Here is a 20,104-nt window from a genome sequence, read left to right as displayed (position 1 = left end):
TGCTCGTCTTTGCCGATAGGTCTAGACAGACGTCACCGGAGTGCAAGCGTCGCGCAGTGCCGCCAGGGTAGCAATTGCGTAAAGGCGCCGATGCGGTTTGCCTTCCAAGAAGATCAGTCTCCGGGTCTGTTCCAGCAACCAACTGGATGCTCGGGTACCCTGCAGCTAGACTATTCTGCGACTTCAGCGAAGGGGTACGCGCTTATCCAGAAGCGGCGCGCATATGTCGTCGGGGACCGAGGACGATATCCTGGCCGCGGCCGTCCAGAAGAGGCGCACCAGATCTGATCAAGCAGATCAAGTCGCACCACTTTAAACGCAAGACGATCGGGTCCGTCGTACTCGCTACGCGGCGGAGTGCTTCATTCCGGACGTCCTTGCGAGCGTCGAAGCAGCCGCAGTTCCCCATGGGGCGCGGCCATCTGCAAACGCGATGGTATCGTCCGGAATATTATATTGGCGAACTGAACACCACGTCGCGCATACTTGCAGCTAGCAGGACAAACGCCCATGCGGCCTGTAGAGATATCCTCGGGTGCCTACAATGAGCGAAATACCACACCTTCCTTCGATCTCGATACCACGGGCGTGATCAGGGGGCCTACTAGTCGGTGGTGACGAGGACGCGGCGCCTGGTCCTTCGGCTGCAGATAGTCCGCTGAGGCACCGGATAAACCCTGCTCTCCCTGCCGGGAAGCCAGTATGAGTAGTTCGAGTGATCTTGCAAATGAAACCTCCGGAGGACGGGCTTTCAAGCTTTGTCATGAAGGAGGTGCCGTGCACCTGGTCAATGCGGTGCGGCAATGGTGAAGCATGTATGTCGACAGTAAATGCGAGCGTCGAAGTCGTGGTCGAGTCTACAGTTTGTGCAAGTAACACTCGGAAAGTAGTTTCACAAACAGCAACGTCTAAATTATACGCTGGCAATATAAAATGACTTGCACAAACGAGCGTTGCGAATAGTCACGCTGCTCAAGATGCACTGCAATGTGCATCTGTTTCGATCGTGGGGGGGCAAGACGGTCGTCCATTGATTCTTCCCTTTTTATTGAGAGGTGCTAGTTGAAACCGCAAGAGGGTTGCTAGGTCGCGATCATACGAAGACTCAATACATCGCCGTCCTCCAAACTTCTTGTCTTCAACGCTCTTTCTGCGGCTTGCTGAGGGAATGCTATTGGGAAAGCCACATATGTCCGCGTCGAGTGATCTTGGGGATGAAAAGCGCCAGACCGAGCTTTCAAGCTTTGTCATGAGGGAGGTGCAGCGCATTCTTGCCAAATGCGATGAGGCGAAGCAGGGTGACAAGGCTGCTGTTGCGCCTTCGGGTTCTCCTTCCAACGAATTGACCGCGGTGGCCGCCGAATTTCTTGGTAGGCTCGAGGCCGAAGCAGCGCGACGGCTAAACGCCCAGGCGGGTGAGATCGCTTCGCGACCCCGGCCAGCCGATCATCCGCTCGGGCATCCGGTTCTGAAAGATTGCCCGAGAGAAGGCGCGCGCATTGCAGAATGGGCCGGTCCAGTTGCGGGGTCGACGCATCTCGAGAGACGTTTTGGAATACCGCGGTCCACTTTGTATTGGTGGCAGCAACACAATGATGTGGTTGCCTTTCGGAGAGGCTCCCGTAAGCATGTATTTCCCCTAGCTCAGTTCATCGACGGCAGGCCTATGCCCGGAATCAGGCAGGTCCTTTCCTCGATCTCCGATCCCAGATTGGCTTGGCTGTGGCTGATCAGCCCCTCGCCTCTTCTCAAGGGTCGCGTCCCTATCGAATTGCTCAAAGAAGGTATGAACACAGAAGTTGTTTCATCGGCCGCCCAGGCTATTTCTCTGATTGAACCTATCTGACGATTGGCCGGACGCCGGTGGCTGCTCGCGCACATTCTATACGTGCGTAAACACCAACTGTACCAATTGTGCGATTTGTGCAAATGTATAGTTGTCCAATTTGTGCAAGTAATATTGAGGATTTAGTGGTAAAAATGCCACGGATACTGCGCATACGGCTGGCAAACGGCATTTGAACTTGCACTAATTCGCCCGGTGAATAGCGTTCGAGCCGGGAAGGATGCATCGCGATGCGCATCTTTTTCGATCGTGGGGACAGGGAGCGGTTCGTCCATCGACGTCCTCGCCCTTTTCAAATCATTCAAGGAGATCAAAATGAACATCAAGAGCCTTCTTCTCGGCTCCGCTGCGGCACTGGTCGCAGTTTCCGGTGCGCACGCCGCCGACGCCGTCGTCGTTGCCGAGCCGGAACCCGCTGAATACGTCAAGATCTGCGACGTCTACGGCGCCGGCTACTTCTACATCCCCGGCACCGAAACCTGCCTGCGCATCGGCGGCTATGTCCGCTACGACATCGGCGTCGGCGACATCGGCACATACACTGGTGCGGGGACCGTCGACGTCGAGGACGGCGACGAGCAGGATACCTACTGGAAGCGTGCTCGCTTCTCGCTGAAGACCTGGACCGGCCAGGAAACCGAGCTCGGCACCTTGAAGACGTACACCCAGACCAACTTCAACTTCCGCAACACCCAAGGCGATACATCTCCGTTCCTCAACGAGGCCGGCAACACGGGCGTTACGCTGAACTTCGCCTGGATCCAGCTCGGTGGCCTGCGCGTCGGTAAAGACGAATCGGCGTTCGATACGTTCAGCGGCTACGCCGGCAACGTCATCCAGGATACGCTGGTTCCCTACGGCGGCTTCGACACCAACGTCGTTCAGTACTACTTCGACGCCGGCAACGGCTTCTCGGCCGTGGTCTCGCTCGAACAAGGTTATGGCGACTTCACGATCGACAGCTATGTTCCGCATATAGTCGGCGGTGTAAAGTGGACGCAGGGCTGGGGCGCCATCACCGGCGTCATCGCTTACGACAGCAACTATGAAGAAGTGGCCGGCAAGGTTCGCCTCGACGTCACCCCGATGGAGAACCTGTCCCTGTTCATCATGGCCGGCTACGGCACGGACGACAACCTCACGGATGGCGGCTACGCACTCCCCGCCGGCGGCCGCGGCATGTACAAGCTGTGGAGCGGCAATTGGGCACTCTGGGGCGGTGGCACCTACACCATCAACGAGAAGACCTCGTTCAACACCCAGATCTCGTATGACGAGGGCGAGAATCTCGGCGTCGTGGCGAACATCGCCTACGATATCGTCCCCGGCCTGACGATCACGGCCGAAGCCAGCTACTTCCATCTTGGTGATGAGACGGTCAGCAACTGGACCGGTGCCGATGACGACGACAACTTCGGCGGCCAGCTCCGCTTCCAGCGCTCGTTCTGAGGATTGAAGAGCCCGTTGCCGCGTTCGAAGCGGTAACTGCGAGCCTTCAATTTGCGGCTGAACCATTGTGGTGAGGCTTGTAGAGGTTTTCGGCGAATTGCTTGATCACGGACCTCCAATCCGAGCATTTCGTCGATGAGAAGGGCGCCCTGTTCCCGGGCGCCCTTTTTTAACGGTTATCATCAGACTCTCTCCCGGGGGAACTGTGGGTAAGAAACAACGCACCGTCCTGCTGGCAGCTGTTTTGGCGTCTGCCTTTGGCTTTTTTTTGCTGATCCTGATCCTGCAGATGGTCAGTTTTTTGGTTCACTAGGCAACACGCGCAAGCGGGATGGATCGGGCAGAAACACGCGGAAGTTTTTTCGCCAGCGAAACCCCGACGACCTGATGGGGAGTCGCGCCAGCAGGGTGGGCGCCACGTCCAGTGCCACCGACAAGGCCTACGATGCGCAGGACTTCACGAGTTACGCTTGATGAAGGCGACGCTGCACGTGGCGCAGAACACCAACGGGCGCCGTTCGGCGATCGACGGTCGCACGACGCGGCACAGCGACTATGCGGTCAGCCAGCGCATCCGCAAGCGCATTGAGGAGGCGGTTCGGATGGATCAAGACGGTTGCCGGACAGGCGAAGACGAAGTTGCGCGGTCGCGATCGCGTCGGATGGGCCTTCACCTTCAGCGCCGCCGCCTACAATCTCGTGCGGCTAGCGAAGCTGCTGACGGTGCCGACATGACCGCGTCTGCTGGCTGTCGACAGATCGGCCGCTGGCGGATCATCGAAGCTGACCAGTGGGATCGCGGCTATCTCGACCTCGGCGGACCCGCCACGATCACCATCGGGGCCGACAACCACGGTGAGATCGCCTTGGCGCCCTGCAAGCCGGCCTGATCTCGGGTACAGCCCCTCAATGGTCTTCTTCACATGGGCCGGCTTCGATGAGATGGACGAAGTCACCGGCGACGGCTCCGCTGAATTGCTCGACGACGGCACGATCGAGATCACCGTCGCCTATCACAACGGCGACGAGGCTATCCTCAAGGCCAAACGTGATCCTTCTTCAACAGCCTGCTAGCACGAGGCCGTCACCGATGTCCAAGGCGCGCCATGATTTCAGCTTGTCAGCCGCATGGTTTTCGGGTCGAAGCAGTTCCAAACCTTCCGGGCGCGCCTGCAATCACCGCTGCGGAGCGTGGCGCTCGCTTCTGCCCGAAGAACTGCCCGACCCATGTTGCGGCCGCCCGGTCGCTGCATGACTTGATAGGACAAACCAGGAGAACGGCACCATGTTTGCCCAACACTATGCCCGGCTCAGCACTGGCCAATGGCCGCAGATCGAGCTGGAGAGGAGGTTCGACCAGCATGTGCTTGCCTGTGTGCTTTCAAGTGCGCTCGAGGAGATCGAGGCCGGCGAGGCGACGGCGACGGAGGCAACCGGCCTTTCGCGCGCCGAGCTGCGCGATGTCCTGGCCCGCAGTTTCCCTGCTATTCCAATCAACGCGTTTGCCTTGGAAGAGGTGAGCGAGCCCGAGCCGGATCTGGAGGAAGAACTTCTGTGTGGACTGCTGCTGGAGCATGCCCGGCCGGGCGACAAGGCGAGCGCCCGCTTCGCCAAGATCATCGCCCGGCGTGCCATGCGCAATGACCATCTCTGGCAGGACCTCGGCCTTTTTAATCGGACCGAGCTCGGCCGCCTGCTCGCCTCGCATTTTCCGACGCTGGCGGCCGGCAACACCCAAAACATGAAATGGAAGAAGTACTTTTACCGCAAGCTCTGCGAGGCCGAAGGTTTTTCGCTGTGCAGCGCGCCCAGTTGCCGGGAATGCAATGATTTCGAAAGCTGTTTCGGCCCGGAGGAAGGCGAAAGCCGCCTCACACGGATCAAGAACGGCATGGCCTTGGATTAAGAGCCGCTTTCGTCAGTCGTACAAGCGCCAGGGCTCGCGCCGCACTATATGTCTCTTGTCGAACGTCGAACTTTCGCCTTCGAGGATTTGAATGCTGTGCTGCTGTCCGGTTGCGCCTATGCTCGCTTCGGCGGTCGCCGTCATCATGGCGGAGCAGGACCCGACCCGCACCATCGCCGCCGAGCAACTGGTGTTCTCCGTGCCGTTGCTGCTCGCCTGCCTGGCCGGGCTCTATTCGGAGCGGGCCGGCGTCTTCGACACCGGGCTCGAGGGCAAGATGCTGGCCGGCACCTTTGCCGGCGCCTCGGCGGCCGCGGTTACCGGCTCGGCTCGGCCTGGGCGCCGCCGTAGCCACCGCCGTGTTTTTCGCGCTGGTTCACGGTTTCGCCTCGATCACTCATCGCGGCGACCAGATCGTCTTCGGCGTCGCCATCAGTTTCATCGCTGCCGCGCTCCACCATCATTCTCGGCCAGGCCTGGTTCCCGGCAGGGCGCGTGCCGGCACTCTCTGAAAGACTCGCGACATCGTTGTGCCCAGCGCCGAAGCGGTGCGCGGCGTGCCGGTGCTCGGGCCGGTCTATCCGACCATTCGCTGCTGGTCTATGTCGCGTCCCTGATGGTGCCATCTACCTGGTTGGTGCTGTTTAGCACCCGCTTCGGCCTAGGGCTTCGCGCGGTCGGCGAAAATCCGGGCGCCGTTGATACCACTGGCATTTCAGTGACCTGGCTGCGCTATCGTGCGGCATCTTCATCGGCGTTCTGACGGGCATGGCCGGCGCGTAGCTGTCGCTCCCCCAGAATGCCGGCTTCGTGAGGACCGCCAGCAAGGGTTCCATCGTACTGGCAGCGCTCATCGTCGCCAAATGGAAACCGGTGCCGGCGAGGTTCGCCTGTCTGGCGGCGAAGGTCGCCATGGCCCGGAGGTGAAGCCGGCGAGGCGCTGGCGCTGGTCCATGCGAGATCGGAGGCCGACACGGAACAGGCTGCCGCGGCGGCGATCCAGTCGGCCTATACGCTCGGCGAAACGAAGCTGCAACCGCCAAAGTAATCATGCGGAGGATCGCGCGCGGCGTGCATGCGATTGCATCTCTCGTCCCGCTGCGCTGCTGAGGCCTCTTCTGTCAGGCGGTCTAGGTTTCGCGCTTCGGGCCGAGCAGGAACACTGTCAGGGCGGCGAGGAACGTGGCAACAGCACTGTAGGCAATGGCACTGGTAATCCCGGCATTGTCCACCAAAAGTCCGCCGAAAATCGCGCCGGCTGCGATTGCCACTTGGAACGCTACGACCATCAGCACACCGGCGCTTTCGGCCTGCTCGGGAGCGGCGCGCCGCACCATCCACGTCTGCAATCCCACCGGCACCGCGCCGAAAGCAAAGCCCCACGCGGCAACCGCAATCGCCGAGGCCGAGGCCGATGCTCCCGCCGTCAGCAGCGAAACAGCGGCTATCGCTATGAGCAGCGGTGCAAGGGCCGCGACTGCCTTGAGACTGTACACGGCCAGAAGCCCGCCGGCTAAATTGCCGAAGAAGCCGCCGATGCCAAAAGCAAGCAACACTAGCGAGATCGTCTCGACATCGAGCGCGGGAACCTTCTCGAGGAAGGCGCGGATATACGTGACGCCGGCGAAATGACCGGAAGCGGCCAGCAGGACGACCAAAAGCGCGACCTTGATCATCGGAATCTTGGCCACATCCAGCAGGCTGCGGAAGCTAGCCACTCCAACCGGAGGCAGCCTCGGAATGGTCATGAGTTGCACCAGCAGTGCTGCGGCGCCGACGACTGCGGCGAGCATGAAGGCGCTTCGCCATCCCCAGATATCGCCGACATAAGCGCCGATTGGAGCTGCGCAAACGGTAGCGACGGAAACGCCGGTGAGGATGACCGACATGGCGCGCGGCAGGAGGTGGCTTGGAACGAGCCGCATGGCCAGTGCTGCCGACATCGACCAGAAGCCTCCGAGCGCTATGCCGAGCACGACGCGTGCAGTCAGGAGAACCACCAGCGACCACGCGCCGGCCGCCAGAACGTCCGACAGGATCAGCAGCAGCGTCATCGCCCAGATGACGATCCTGCGGTCCAGGCGCTTTGTGATGATGGCCACCGTCGGCGCCGAGATCGCCCCCACGATAGCGGTCGCCGTCATCGCCTGTCCAGCCGCACCCTCGGTGATACCGAGATCATGCGCGAGCGGCGTGAGCAGGCTGACAGGCAGAAACTCTGCCGTCACCAGCCCGAAGGTGCCCAAGGAAAGCGAAATGACCGCACCCCATGCGGGACCAGACGGTTGGACGGGCTTTTCTGAGTCGTGCAGAACAGCGTCCACGACGCCTGCCGCGGATTGGGTCATGAACGAAGTCTCCACTTTGGATGCAATGCAACATGATGTTGGCTGCCTTGACCCAAATTTAAAAACACAAGCGCATTTCCCGGCGGCGTTGCACGGAGGAGGGGATGTTCATTGCTTCGCGATATTTTGTGACGGTGCGGCGCGCAACATGGATGCCGGTTTCCTTCAGCCGGACAGCGATGTCCTCATCGGAAAGCACGTCGCCGGGAGATTCTGCGGCAATCATCGCTTTGATCCGATGGCGGACAGCTTCGGCGGAGTGCGCATCGCCGCCTTGGCAGGACGCGATCGCGACGGTGAAAAAATACTTCAGTTCAAAGACTCCGCGCGGGGTAAGCATGTACTTGTTCGAGGTCACCCGGCTTACCGTCGACTCGTGCACGCCGATCGCGTCAGCGACGGTTCTGAGATTGAGAGGCCGCAGGTGGGCGACGCCATGTTCCAAAAAGGCATCCTGCTGGCGCACGATTTCAGCCGCAACCTTAACAATCGTCTTGGCGCGCTGATCGAGGCTGCGGATTAGCCAGTTCGCCTTTTGCAAGCATTCGTCGAGAAATGCTTGATCTTTCGAATTTTGGACAGTTTGACGCGAGACTTCGGCATAGTAGGTTTGGTTGATCAGCAGCTTGGGCAGTGTGGCCGGATCAAGTTCGATCTGCCACCCGCCTTCCGGCGAGGGCGTGACCCAGACGTCGGGTATGATTGATTCAGACGCACCAGATTGGAATCGGTTTCCAGGCTTGGGATCGAGCGCCCGAATCTCATGCATCATGTCGAGAAGGTCTTCTTCATCGACGCCGCAATGCTGCCTCAGTGCCTGAAAATCGCGTCGCGCAAGCATTTCAAGATTGGCAACCAAAGCTGCCATTGCCGGGTCGAACCGGTCTCGCTGGCGCAACTGGATTTCGAGGCATTCTCCGAGAGTTCGCGCAAAAATTCCCGGTGGATCAAAGTGCTGCAAGGTTCCGAGAACCCGTTCCACATCAGCCTCCCGGACATTCAGGCTCTCGGCCAGCTCCAAAAGGTTTGCCCGAAGATAGCCAGTGTCTTCCAGATCGGCGGCAAGCTGGCCAGCGATCAGCCGCTCCTGTGGTGTGAACGCAGTGAGGGCGATCTGACGAGCGACATGGTCGTGCAATGTCTCGGCGAGGCTGGCAAACTCGTCGAGGGAAGGGCCATTACCCGGCGGGTTGTTGGTCGTGTTGCGAAGTGATTTCCATTGCCCGAGCCGTTCAGGCGACTCGGCCCCGGTCGGTCCGTCAACGGCGTTTGCGCGTGGGCCGACAGGTTGATCCGCTCCCGAAATCGAAACATCGTCAAAAGGCCCGCCATCGTTTGACGCAGATTCCAAGATTGGGTTCTTCTCGATTTCCCGCTCCACGAACTGATGCAGTTCAGTATGCGCCAGTTGCAGCAAGCGAATCGACTCAATGAGTTGAGGCGATGCGACCATGGATTGCTTCTGGCGCTGAAGCAGGCTTGCTGAGGATTGCATGGTGAGCGCGATGGTCCTGTCGAGGAGCCTCTTGGGGCGGGCAATGGCACCAGTGAGACGTTTTCTAGGTCATGCGGCGGCTTTCAGCGTTTCGAGAACGTTTTGCGGGGATGAGACGCCATAGGGGTCGGCCTCGCAGTTGTCGGAGAAACCTTCCTCCTCGAACCACTGCTCCACCACGCCATTGTTGATCAGGGCGGCGTAGCGCCAGGACCGCATCCCGAAGCCGAGATTGTCCTTGGCGACCAGCATGCCCATCTTGCGTGTGAACTCGCCTGAGCCATCGGGGATGAGCTCGACCTTCTGCAGGCCCAAGGACTTCCCCCACGCATTCATGACGAAGGCATCGTTGACGGAGACGCAGTAAATCGCGTCAATTCCCTCCTTCTCAAACTCATCATAGAGCTCTTCGAACTTGGGCAGTTGGTAGGTCGAGCAGGTCGGGGTGAAGGCGCCAGGCAGTGAGAACAGGATGACGCGCTTGCCGGCAAAGTAGTCGTCAGATGTCTTTTCTTCCCAGCGATATGGATTTGGCCCCTGGACTGACTCATCGCGAACACGCGTGAGAAAGGTGACGAAGGGAACTTTCTTTTGAACGGTCATCAAGTTGCTCCTAAAGAAAAAAACTGGCGCGCTGGATTCTGTCGGAGGCTGGCGCAATACCGAGCAAAGGCTCGTATGCCGGGCACGGAATGAGGACCTCGCGGCTCGCAACCTCCTTTTTCCATCCCGATGTATGGGAACGTCTTGGCTGCTTGTCTTCGCCACCCGAACGCAATCGATCTGAGCGAGCTGGACACCGTCGAGCCGCTTGGGCAACTTTCCACGGCTATGGCGCCGGAAGCGGGATCGATCGCTCGCGCTCGTGCCCGGGGAAAAGTGATAGCGGCCGGAAGTAGCCAATATCGGAAGCATGTGGGGGCCTCAAATGTGACTTCACCCAACAGACCCGCGTCACTGGACTGGTTCAGCGTGTTGTCGATATGTGGCAGTGACCCGCCGACCTTGGCTTGGGTGACCCTTTGATGGGGTTCTTGGGCACTCACACGCTGAACAGAACCGGTAAACGGCAATTGCGCGAGCGCCACGTGTTGGCGTGCCGGACCAGCCACGCGCAAAGCGGCTACCGAGCACGGACCTCCGGAGGAGACGATGTCCCGATGTTCAGCGGGAACGGGCACCGTCTCCTCAGGCCACGGTCTAGAGCTTCGCGTGTCGGGCATGGCGCAAGTCGCTTTCATCGTGATTTGGTGGGCTCTAACCAGGAGCAGCAAGCGGCGTGCCATTTCAAATAGAGATGCTTTTGGACCACCCCCTTTCTCTGGGAGGCCGTGTCTTCGCCGAGATCGGGCGCGCGCTATAACTGCCTCGTCACCACACTTGACGACGGTGCTGTATGGTGCGGAGATTCGGCGCTTCCGCACCGGCTGGGCAAAGACGAACCGGAAGCCGAGCCGATGCACTACCTCACACCGGCGGGGACTGCAGCGATTGCGTAGCGTGTGCCGCTAGCGTGTTCTTGCGTGCGCAGGCACGGCTATCGCGAACACGCGCCTGTCGCAGCAACCATGAGCGCGCGCTCTTCGGCAAGCGCCCTGATTCCGTGAGGATCGAATTCTCCAAGCGTGTCCCATTCGCAACCCTCTTATGTTCGAAACTGGACAAGAATGTCGCAGGCCCGACCGAAAGGTCGCAAAGGCGCGGCTTCTGCTGGGTCGGCCAAGTTGGCACGAGTTTTGATGCTCCTTCGTTGCGGGCCGGGAGCCGCCGACCGACCTTCATTTCGTGGATGACACCGCGAGCGATCGAACGAAGAGAGAAAAGCAAAATGTCAAATCCGCATCAGATAGCATTCTATGGGAAGGGGACCTCGGCGAAACCGCCCCTACCAAACAGGCTCACCGCCCTTGTCGACCCTTGCGCAGGAAATCTTGATGGCCGGCTGCCACTCAAAGACCTGCCAAACTCGTCTTATCCTGAACTCGAAGGCGCAGGATAACGTTCTGCATCTCGCCGCGCGGTATGCCTAGGCAGTTACACGTTGGCCGATCTTGATAATCGTCGGGCTACGCCGCGGAGGACGCCGTCTATATGCCGTCCTACGTCATTCGCTGCCCGCAGCGCCTGCCGGTCACCTTCCGCCCTTCCATCGCTTAGAGTGAAGTGCCCACCATGTCCGAACAACCCGTGCCGACGCTGCCGATGTGGCGCGTCGATCACATCGAGCCCTCGCCCGAGATGTTGGCGCTACGCGCCAACGGTCCGATCCACCGCGTGCGCTTCCCGTCCGGGCACGAAGGCTGGTGGGTGACAGGCTACGACGAGGCCAAGGCGGCGCTGTCCGACGCGGCGTTCCGGCCCGCGGGAATGCCGCCGGCGGCATTCACCCCGGATTCGGTGATTCTCGGTTCGCCGGGGTGGCTGGTCTCGCACGAGGGGGGCGAGCATGCCCGGTTACGCACGATCGTGGCGCCGGCCTTCAGCAACCGCAGGGTGAAGCTGCTCGAGCAGCAGGTCGAGGTGATCGCCGCGCAGTTGTTCGAGACGCTGGCGGCCCAGCCCCAGCCCGCCGACCTGCGGCGCCACCTCTCCTTTCCGCTTCCGGCCATGGTCATCAGCGCGCTGATGGGCGTGCTCTATGAGGATCACGCCTTTTTCGCCGGGCTGTCCGACGAGGTGATGACGCACCAGCATGAAAGCGGCCCGCGCAGCGCGTCGCGCCTGGCCTGGGAAGAACTGCGCGCCTACATTCGCGGCAAAATGCGGGACAAGCGCCAGGATCCGGGCGACAACCTGCTGACGGATCTGCTCGCGGCGGTCGACCAAGGCAAGGCGACCGAGGAAGAGGCGATCGGCCTGGCGGCGGGAATGCTGGTGGCGGGGCACGAGAGCACCGTCGCGCAGATCGAATTCGGCCTGCTCGCCATGTTCCGCCATCCGCAACAGCGCGAACGCCTGGTCGGCGATCCATCTCTGGTGGACAAGGCGGTAGAGGAAATCCTGCGCATGTACCCGCCGGGCGCGGGTTGGGACGGCATCATGCGCTATCCGAGGACCGACGTGACCATCGCGGGCGTGCATATTCCCGCGGAGAGCAAGGTGCTGGTCGGCCTGCCGGCGACGTCGTTCGATCCGCGCCATTTCGACGACCCGGAAATCTTCGACATCGGACGCGACGAAAACCCGCACCTGGCGTTCTCCCATGGGCCGCACTACTGCATCGGCGCGGCGCTGGCCAGACTGGAACTCAAGGTGGTGTTCGGTTCGATCTTCCAGCGCTTTCCCGCGCTGCGCCTGGCCGTGACGCCCGAAGAACTGAAGTTGCGCAAGGAGATCATCACTGGCGGGTTCGAGGAGTTCCCGGTGCTCTGGTGATGCGCGGACGCCGGGACTCGCGGTCTTCTCCGCAATTTGCCGGCGCGCCTGGCGCGCCGGTCCGATCAGCCAGCCAACAGGTAACCAAGATGGACGTGCAAGAAACCACGGCAACATGCCGGGACGCCTTCGCCGAACTGGCGTCGCCAGCGTGCATCCACGACCCGTATCCGTTCATGCGGTGGTTGCGCGAGCACGATCCGGTGCATCGCTCGGCGTCGGGTCTCTTTCTGTTGAGCCGCCACGCCGACATCTACTGGGCGCTCAAGGCCACGGGCGATGCGTTTCGGGGACCGGCGCCGGGCGAACTGGCGCGCTATTTCCCGCGTGCGGCGACCAGCCTGTCACTCAATCTGCTGGCGTCCACGCTAGCGATGAAGGAACCACCGACGCATACGCGTCTGCGCCGGCTGATCTCGCGCGATTTCACCATGGGCCAGATCGACAACCTGAGGCCGACCATCGCTCGCATCGTCGCAGCGCGCCTGGACGGCATGGCGCCCGCGCTGGAGCGCGGGGAGGCGGTGGACCTGCATCGGGAATTCGCACTGGCCTTGCCCATGCTGGTTTTCGGCGAACTGTTCGGCATGCCCCAAGACGACATGTTCGGGCTCGTCGCCGGCATCAGCGCCATTCTGGAAGGACTGAGCCCGCACGCCAGCGATCCCCAGCTCGCCGCGGCGGACGCGGCCAGCGCCAGGGTGCAGGCCTACTTCGGCGACCTCATACAGCGCAAGCGCACCGATTCCCGCCACGACATCGTGTCAATGCTGGTCGGCGCACACGACGACGATGCCGACATGCTGTCGGATGCGGAGTTGATCAGCATGCTGTGGGGCATGCTGCTGGGCGGCTTCGCCACCACTGCTGCGGCCATCGACCATGCGGTCCTGGCGATGCTGGCGTATCCCGAACAGCGGCACTGGCTGCAGGGAGATGCCGTGGGGGTGAAGGCATTCGTCGAAGAAGTCCTGCGCTGCGACGCGCCCGCCATGTTCAGCTCCATTCCGCGTATCGCCCAGCGCGACATCGAACTGGGCGGCGTGGTGATCCCGAAGAACGCGGACGTGCGCGTGCTGATCGCGGCCGGCAATCGCGACCCGGACGCCTTCGCCGATCCCGACCGCTTCGATCCCGCGCGGTTCTACGGCACCAGTCCTGGCATGTCGACCGACGGGAAGATTATGCTGAGCTTCGGCCACGGCATCCACTTCTGCCTCGGTGCGCAACTGGCCCGGGTGCAGTTGGCCGAGAGCCTGCCGCGGATCCAGGCGCGCTTCCCCACGTTGGCATTGGCCGAACAGCCGACCCGGGAGCCCTCCGCGTTCCTTAGGACGTTCTGCGCGCTGCCGGTGCGGCTGCATGGGCAGGGGGCTGAGATGCGCGTCCTGGTCGATCAGGATCTGTGCGGAACTACCGGGCAGTGCGTGCTGACGCTGCCGGGCACCTTTCGCCAGCGCGAACCGGACGGCGTGGCCGAAGTGTGCGTGGCGACGGTCCCGCAGGCGCTGCACGCCGCCGTGCGGCTCGCGGCCAGCCAGTGCCCGGTCGCCGCCATTCGGGTCATCGAAAGCGACGCTGGCGATGGCGAGCGCGCCAGCGCCGACCCTGCGCCTTCTCCGGCGGAGGCCGAGCGGCATGCCGCGAAAGACCAATGCAATCCAGGAGACACGATGGGACGGTTTGAAGGCAAGGTGGCCGTGGTGACCGGCGCCGGCGCCGGCATCGGCAAGGCATGCGCTCTCGCCATCGCGCGCGGGGGCGGCAGGGTGGTGGTGGCCGACATTGATGGCTCGGCGGCCATCGCCTGCACCGCGCAGATCTCGGCCGAAGCAGGCCACGCGCTGCCCCTAGCCATGGATATCGCCGATGCGCAGGCGGTGGCAGCGCTGTTCGAGACGGCGGAGCGGCACTTCGGTGGGGTCGACCTGCTAGTGAACAATGCGAGCGCCATGCATCTGACCTCACGCGACCGCGCGATCCTCGACCTGGACCTGGCGGTCTGGGATCAGACCATGGCGACCAATCTGCGCGGCACGCTGCTCTGCTGCCGGCAGGCCATCCCACGGATGATCGCCCGCGGCGGTGGCGCGATCGTCAACATGTCGTCGTGCCAGGGACTCAGCGGTGACACGGCGCAGACGTCCTACGCCGCGTCGAAGGCGGCGATGAACATGCTGTCGGCCTCGCTCGCCACCCAGTACGGTCATGCGCAGATCCGCTGCAACGCCGTTGCGCCGGGTCTCGTCATGACCGAGCGTCTCCTCACCAAGCTGGACGAGTGCATGCAACGGCATCTGCGCCGGCACCAGCTCCTGCAGCGCGTCGGCCGCCCCGAGGACGTGGCCGCGCTCGTGGCGTTCCTGCTCTCCGACGATGCTGCGTTCATCACTGGCCAGGTCGTGTGCATCGACGGCGGCATGCTGGCGCATGTGCCGACGTACGCCGACGGTGGCAACAGCTGCGCCGCGCGGCCTGCCGGCGACACCGCCGAAGCGGCCGCGGCGGCGCGCTGCTGATGGACATGCTGCTCAACCCGCTCAACCGTCGGCTCCGGCTGCGATACGACATCCCGGTCATGCCCGGCGCTTTCCCCCTGGTCGGGCATCTTCCCGCCATCGTCTGCGACCTGCCGCGCCTGCTGCGGCGCGCGGAACGGACGCTGGGCAGCCACTTCTGGCTGGATTTCGGCCCTGCTGGACACCTGATGACCTGCGTGCATCCGGATGCGTTTCGACTGCTCCGGCACAAGGACGTGTCCTCGGCGCTGATCGAAGAGATCGCGCCCGAATTGCTTGGCGGAACGTTGGTTGCCCAGGACGGCGGCGCGCACCGGCAGGCGCGCGATGCGATCAAGGCGGCGTTCCTGCCCAAGGGGCTGACCCAGGCCGGCATCGGCGACCTGTTCGCGCCCGTCATCCGGGCGCGGGTGCAGGCGTGGCGCGACCTCGGCGAGGTAACCATCCTGCGCGAAACCGGCGACCTGATGCTCAAGCTCATCTTCAGCCTCATGGGAATCCCCGCGCATGACCTGCCGGGATGGCATCGCAAGTACCGGCAACTGCTGCAGTTGATCGTCGCGCCCCCCGTCGACCTGCCCGGACTGCCCTTGCGGCGCGGCCGCGCCGCCCGCGACTGGATCGACGCGCAGTTGCGCTAGTTCGTCCGCGACGCGCGCGCGCATGCCGCGCGCACCGGGTTGATCAACGACATGGTGAGCGCCTTCGATCGCAGCGACGATGCGCTCTCCGACTACGTCCTGGTCGCCAATATCCGGTTGCTGCTGCTTGCCGGTCACGACACCACTGCTTCGACGATGGCCTGGATGGTGATCGAGCTGGCGCGGCAGCCTGTGCTGTGGGACGCCGTCGTCGAGGAGGCGCAACGCGTGGGCGCGGTGCCGACCCGGCACGCGGACCTGGCGCAGTGTCCGGTCGCCGAGGCGCTGTTCCGCGAGACACTGCGTCTGCATCCGGCGACCACGCTCCTGCCGCGTCGCGCGCTGCAGGAATTGCAACTCGGCCAACGGCGCATTCCCGCGGGTACCCATCTGTGCATCCCGCTGCTGCATTTCTCGACCTCGGCGCTGCTGCACGAGGCGCCTGATCAGTTCCGCCTGGCGCGGTGGCTGCAACGCACGGAGCCGATCCGGCCGGTGGACATGCTGCAGTTCGGTACCGGCCCACACGTCTGCATCGGCTACCACCTGGTATGGCTGGAAATGGTGCAGTTCTGCATCGCCTTGGCGCTGACCATGCACAAGGCCGGGGTACGGCCGCGGTTGGTGAGCGGCGTCGAAAAAGGCCGGCGCTATTACCCGACCGCACATCCGTCCATGAAAATCCGCATCGAATTCTCATGAGCTGGCATCGCATACCCCGTGTGGCGAGGCAGCGGCGCCGGCGACGCGCGGCATTGCTGCACTCGGCGCGCGCGCTCGGTGCGACGCCGGCAACACTGCATCGGCTCGCCGCTCGCCGTGGCCGTCTGCTGTCAGGTACAAGGACATGAACAACATGCAGACCGGTTCCACGCTACACGACCACGGAACTGGCGTTTCCGCGCTCGGCGGATTGGGCGCGCAGGCGCGCGGCGCATCCGGCAGGCTGCTGCCGGAGATCTGGATGCAGGACGGCGCAAAGCGGGTCGAACAGGCGCTGGCGCGTCTTCTCTGCGCCGAAAACGACGGTGAGACCGAGCTGATGGCGGCGATGCGCTACGCCACCTTGCATGGCGGGAAGCGCACCCGCGCCTTGCTCTGTCTGGCTGCCGGCGCACTGGCCGACACGCCGGCGCACATACTCGACGAGGTCGGCGCCGCCATCGAGATGATGCACGCCTGTACCCTGGTCCACGATGACCTGCCCGCGATGGACGACGACGTGCTTCGCCGCGGCCTTCCGACCGTGCACGTCAAGTTCGGCGAAGCCACTGCGATCCTGGTCGGCGATGCGCTGCAGGCGCACGCCTTCCTTACCCTGGCGAGCCTGGATGCGCCGGGCGACAACCGTATCGCGCTCGTGCGCGAACTGGCGCAGGCCGTGTCCGCCGAGGGTGCCGCAGGCGGGCAGGCCATGGATCTGTCGCTGGTCGGAAAGCACGTCGAGCTGGACAGGATCGTGGCGATGCACCGGATGAAGAGCGGAGCGCTAGTGCGCGCGTCCGTTCGCATGGGCACGCTATGCGCTATCGCGGAGGATGCCGCGCACGCTGCGCTGTACTGTGCGCTCGATCGCTACACCGCCTGTTTCGGCCTGGCGTTGCAGGTGGTCGACGACATTCTCGACGCGACAGCGGATACCGCGACGCTGGGCAAGACCCCCGGCAAGGACGCGGCGGCGCAGAAGCCGACCTGCGCGTCGATCATGGGGCTGCAGGCAGCGCGCCAGTTCGCGCTGGATTTGTTGCGCGACGCCGGGGAGGCCATCGCCCCGCTGGGGCCGCGTGCGGAACGGTTGGCGCAGATGCTGCAGCGGGCCAACGCGTATCTCGCGCCATGCGCGTGAGCGCGCCCGTCCGCATGGAGTCGCCCCTGTGCCGCTGCGATCGGCCGGCGGCAGCGGTGCATGGTGCACTGTGTCCGAGTCCGCGGCGACGTGCGAGGCGTCTGCCCGATCCTGGTTCTGTCAACCGTCTGCAGAAGGAACATCCCGCGTGAACGCGCTGTCCGAACAGATTCTTTCCGAATTGCGCCACCTGCTGAGCGAGATGAGCGACGGCGGCAGCGTCGGTCCCTCCGTCTACGACACGGCGCGAGCTCTGCAGTTCCACGGCAACGTCACCGGTCGGCAGGACGCATACGCGTGGCTCATCGCGCAGCAACAGGCCGATGGCGGATGGGGAAGTGCGGACTTCCCGCTGTTCCGCCATGCGCCCACGTGGGCGGCGTTGCTGGCATTGCAGCGTGCCGATCCTCTTCCCGGCGCTGCCGACGCAGTCCAGGCTGCAACCCGGTTCCTCGAGCGCCAGCCCGATCCCTACGCGCATGCGGTGCCGGAAGATGCGCCGATCGGCGCGGAGCTGATCCTGCCGCAGTTGTGCGGCGAGGCCGCATCCTTGCTGGGCGGCGTGGCGTTTCCGCGCCACCCGGCGCTGTTGCCGTTGCGGCAAGCGTGCCTGGTCAAGCTGGGGGCGGCGACGTTGCCGAGCGGCCATCCGTTGCTGCACTCCTGGGAAGCCTGGGGGACGTCGCCGACCACCGCATGCCCAGATGACGACGGGAGCATCGGCATCAGTCCGGCCGCCACCGCCGCGTGGCGTGCGCACGCCGTGACACAGGGGAGCACGCCGCAGGTCAGGCGCGCCGACGCGTATCTGCAGGCGGCATCGCGGGCGACGCGCAGCGGCATCGAAGGTGTCGTTCCCAATGTCTGGCCGATCAATGTGTTCGAGCCATGCTGGTCGCTGTACACCCTGCATCTGGCCGGTCTGTTCGCGCATCCCGCGCTCGCCGAGGCGGTGCAAGTGATCGTCGCGCAGCTCGACGCCCGCCTGGGCGTGCGCGGTCTGGGCCCGGCCTTGCACTTCGCGGCCGATGCGGACGACACAGCCGTTGCGTTGTGCGTCCTGCGCCTTGCAGGCCGCGATCCGGCGGTCGATGCGTTGCGCCACTTCGAAATCGGCGAGCTGTTTGTCACCTTCCCCGGCGAGCGCAATGCCTCGGTGTCGACCAACATCCACGCCCTGCATGCGTTGCGAATGTTGGGAAAGCCCGCCGCCGGCACCAGCGCCTACGTCGAGGCCAAGCGCAACCCGCACGGTCTATGGGACAACGAAAAATGGCACGTTTCGTGGCTGTATCCCACCGCGCATGCGGTCGCTGCGCTGGCGCAAGGCAAGCCCCAGTGGCGCGACGAGCGCGCGCTGGCGGCTCTGCTGCAGGCGCAGCGCGACGACGGCGGCTGGGGCGCCGGTCGCGCGTCCACATTCGAGGAAACCGCCTATGCGCTGTTCGCGTTGCACGTGATGGACGGGAGCGAAGAGCCGACAGGGCGCCGGCGCATCGCGCAGGCGGTGGCGCATGCGCTGGAGTGGATGCTCGCCCGCCACGCGGCGCATGCACTGCCGCAGACGCCGCTGTGGATCGGCAAGGAACTGTATTGCCCCACCCGGGTGGTGCGCGTGGCCGAACTCGCCGGGTTGTGGCTGGCGCTTCGTTGGGGGCGGCGGGTCCTGGCCGAGGGAGCAGGAGCGGCGCCATGATCCAGACCGAACGCGCGCTGCAGCAGGTGCTGGAGTGGGGGCGTTCCCTGACCGGGTTCGCCGACGAGCATGCCGTGGAAGCGGTCAGGGGCGGCCAGTACATCCTGCAGCGCATCCACCCGAGCCTGCGCGACACCAGCGCCCGCACCGCCCGCGATCCGCAGGACGAAACGCTGATCGTGGCGTTCTATCGCGAACTGGCGCTGCTGTTCTGGCTCGACGATTGCAACGACCTTGGCCTGATCGCGCCGGAGCAGCTCGCGGCGGTGGAGCAGGCGCTGGGGCAGGGCGTGCCGTGCGCGCTTCCCGGATTCGAGGGCTGCACTGTGCTGCTCGCTTCGCTGGCCGCGCTCGCCTACGATCGTCGCGACTATGCTCAGCTTCTCGACGATACCCGGTGCTACTGCGTGGCGCTGCGCGCCGGACGCGCGCAGGCGGCAGGGGCGGAACGCTGGTCCTACGCCGAGTACCTGCACAACGGCATCGATTCGATCGCCTACACGAACGTGTTCTGTTGCCTGTCGTTGCTGTGGGGGCTGGACATGGCGACCTTGCGCGCGCGTCCGGCGTTTCGCCAGGTCCTGCGGCTCATCTCCGCGATAGGGCGCCTGCAGAACGATCTGCATGGCCGCGACAAGGACAGGTCGGCCGGCGAGGCCGACAACGCGGCGATCCTGCTGCTGCAGCGCTATCCGGCTATGCCTGTGGTGGAGTTCCTCAACGACGAGCTGGCCGGCCATACGCGCATGCTGCACCGGGTGATGGCGGAAGAACGCTTTCCCGCGCCGTGGGGACCGTTGATCGAGGCCATGGCGGCCATCCGCGCGCAGTACTACCAGACCTCGAACAGCCGCTACCGCAGCGACGCTGCGGGGGGAGGCCAGCGTGCGCCGGCCTGAACGCGCGGGAGGCGGCGGCGTGCGCGCGCTGCCGTCGGTCCGATCCGACGCAACGCCGTCGCCCGATGAGACGGATGGAGCGAG

At 63.7% G+C, this 20,104-nt stretch carries 13 protein-coding genes and 6 pseudogenes; 16 read left to right on the top strand and 3 right to left on the bottom strand.

Annotated elements, in window-relative coordinates; genetic code table 11:
* The first annotated feature begins 1,189 nt into the window (after nucleotides 1-1,189).
* The 7 genes and pseudogenes from NKH36_RS14330 to NKH36_RS14300 form a co-directional block, all read left to right on the top strand.
* Complete coding sequence (locus tag NKH36_RS14330; protein WP_352959215.1) at nucleotides 1,190-1,846, top strand: antitoxin Xre/MbcA/ParS-like domain-containing protein; 657 nt, start codon at nucleotides 1,190-1,192, stop codon at nucleotides 1,844-1,846.
* Between the two features lie 315 nt (nucleotides 1,847-2,161).
* A complete protein-coding gene (locus tag NKH36_RS14325) occupies nucleotides 2,162-3,295 on the top strand; it encodes a porin (protein ID WP_352959213.1) in 1,134 nt (377 codons plus the stop codon).
* 396 nt (nucleotides 3,296-3,691) lie between these two features.
* Nucleotides 3,692-4,030, top strand: a pseudogene (locus NKH36_RS14320) (transposase); the annotation flags it as partial.
* Nucleotides 4,027-4,185, top strand: coding sequence for a hypothetical protein (locus NKH36_RS14315; protein WP_352959212.1), 159 nt, complete (start codon nucleotides 4,027-4,029; stop codon nucleotides 4,183-4,185). The pseudogene NKH36_RS14320 and the gene NKH36_RS14315, both read left to right, overlap by 4 nt.
* 19 nt (nucleotides 4,186-4,204) lie before the next feature.
* A complete protein-coding gene (locus NKH36_RS14310) occupies nucleotides 4,205-4,369 on the top strand; it encodes a hypothetical protein (RefSeq protein WP_352959211.1) in 165 nt (54 codons plus the stop codon).
* Between the two features lie 211 nt (nucleotides 4,370-4,580).
* Complete coding sequence (locus NKH36_RS14305; protein WP_352959209.1) at nucleotides 4,581-5,201, top strand: nitrogen fixation protein NifQ; 621 nt, start codon at nucleotides 4,581-4,583, stop codon at nucleotides 5,199-5,201.
* 145 nt (nucleotides 5,202-5,346) lie between these two features.
* A pseudogene (locus tag NKH36_RS14300) lies at nucleotides 5,347-6,098 on the top strand (ABC transporter permease); the annotation flags it as partial.
* Between the two features lie 233 nt (nucleotides 6,099-6,331).
* On the opposite strand, the gene NKH36_RS14295 reads toward NKH36_RS14300, so the two are convergent.
* The 3 genes from NKH36_RS14295 to NKH36_RS14285 form a co-directional block, all read right to left on the bottom strand.
* Nucleotides 6,332-7,549, bottom strand: a complete 1,218-nt coding sequence (locus NKH36_RS14295; RefSeq protein WP_352959208.1) for an MFS transporter — start codon at nucleotides 7,547-7,549, stop codon at nucleotides 6,332-6,334.
* A 58-nt stretch (nucleotides 7,550-7,607) separates the two neighbouring features.
* Nucleotides 7,608-9,044, bottom strand: coding sequence for an RNA polymerase factor sigma-54 (gene rpoN / locus NKH36_RS14290; protein WP_352959207.1), 1,437 nt, complete (start codon nucleotides 9,042-9,044; stop codon nucleotides 7,608-7,610).
* A gap of 69 nt (nucleotides 9,045-9,113) precedes the next feature.
* Entirely contained in the window at nucleotides 9,114-9,647 is a 534-nt protein-coding gene (locus NKH36_RS14285; protein WP_023801984.1) for a peroxiredoxin, read from the bottom strand.
* A gap of 1,225 nt (nucleotides 9,648-10,872) precedes the next feature.
* Here NKH36_RS14285 and nifH point away from each other — a divergent pair.
* From nifH to NKH36_RS14240, 9 genes and pseudogenes are all read left to right on the top strand, one after another.
* Nucleotides 10,873-11,065: pseudogene (nifH, locus tag NKH36_RS14280) on the top strand (nitrogenase reductase); the annotation flags it as partial.
* A 151-nt stretch (nucleotides 11,066-11,216) separates the two neighbouring features.
* Nucleotides 11,217-12,419 carry a cytochrome P450 gene (locus NKH36_RS14275; protein WP_352959206.1) on the top strand — a complete coding sequence of 401 codons (1,203 nt, stop codon included), beginning with the start codon at nucleotides 11,217-11,219 and terminating at the stop codon, nucleotides 12,417-12,419.
* An 89-nt stretch (nucleotides 12,420-12,508) separates the two neighbouring features.
* A pseudogene (locus NKH36_RS14270) lies at nucleotides 12,509-13,792 on the top strand (cytochrome P450); the annotation flags it as partial.
* A gap of 6 nt (nucleotides 13,793-13,798) precedes the next feature.
* A pseudogene (locus tag NKH36_RS14265) lies at nucleotides 13,799-13,924 on the top strand (ferredoxin); the annotation flags it as partial.
* A gap of 168 nt (nucleotides 13,925-14,092) precedes the next feature.
* Nucleotides 14,093-14,938, top strand: a complete 846-nt coding sequence (locus tag NKH36_RS14260) for an SDR family oxidoreductase (protein WP_352959327.1) — start codon at nucleotides 14,093-14,095, stop codon at nucleotides 14,936-14,938.
* A pseudogene (locus tag NKH36_RS14255) lies at nucleotides 14,938-16,281 on the top strand (cytochrome P450). Before NKH36_RS14260 ends, NKH36_RS14255 begins: the two are co-directional and overlap by 1 nt.
* Before the next feature lie 154 nt (nucleotides 16,282-16,435).
* Nucleotides 16,436-17,425, top strand: a complete 990-nt coding sequence (locus NKH36_RS14250) for a polyprenyl synthetase family protein (protein WP_352959326.1) — start codon at nucleotides 16,436-16,438, stop codon at nucleotides 17,423-17,425.
* Nucleotides 17,426-17,573: 148 nt separating this feature from the next.
* Nucleotides 17,574-19,121 (top strand): hypothetical protein, encoded by a 1,548-nt coding sequence (locus NKH36_RS14245; RefSeq protein ID WP_352962820.1) that lies wholly within the window; start codon nucleotides 17,574-17,576, stop codon nucleotides 19,119-19,121.
* Nucleotides 19,118-20,020, top strand: a complete 903-nt coding sequence (locus NKH36_RS14240; RefSeq protein ID WP_352962817.1) for a terpene synthase family protein — start codon at nucleotides 19,118-19,120, stop codon at nucleotides 20,018-20,020. Before NKH36_RS14245 ends, NKH36_RS14240 begins: the two co-directional genes overlap by 4 nt.
* Nucleotides 20,021-20,104: the final 84 nt, after the last annotated feature.

This window comes from Mesorhizobium sp. M1312 (assembly GCF_040318115.1).
Classification (GTDB): Bacteria; Pseudomonadota; Alphaproteobacteria; order Rhizobiales; family Rhizobiaceae; genus Mesorhizobium.
Note: the sequence above shows the minus strand (reverse complement) of the source record. Positions and strands in the feature narration are given on the sequence as shown.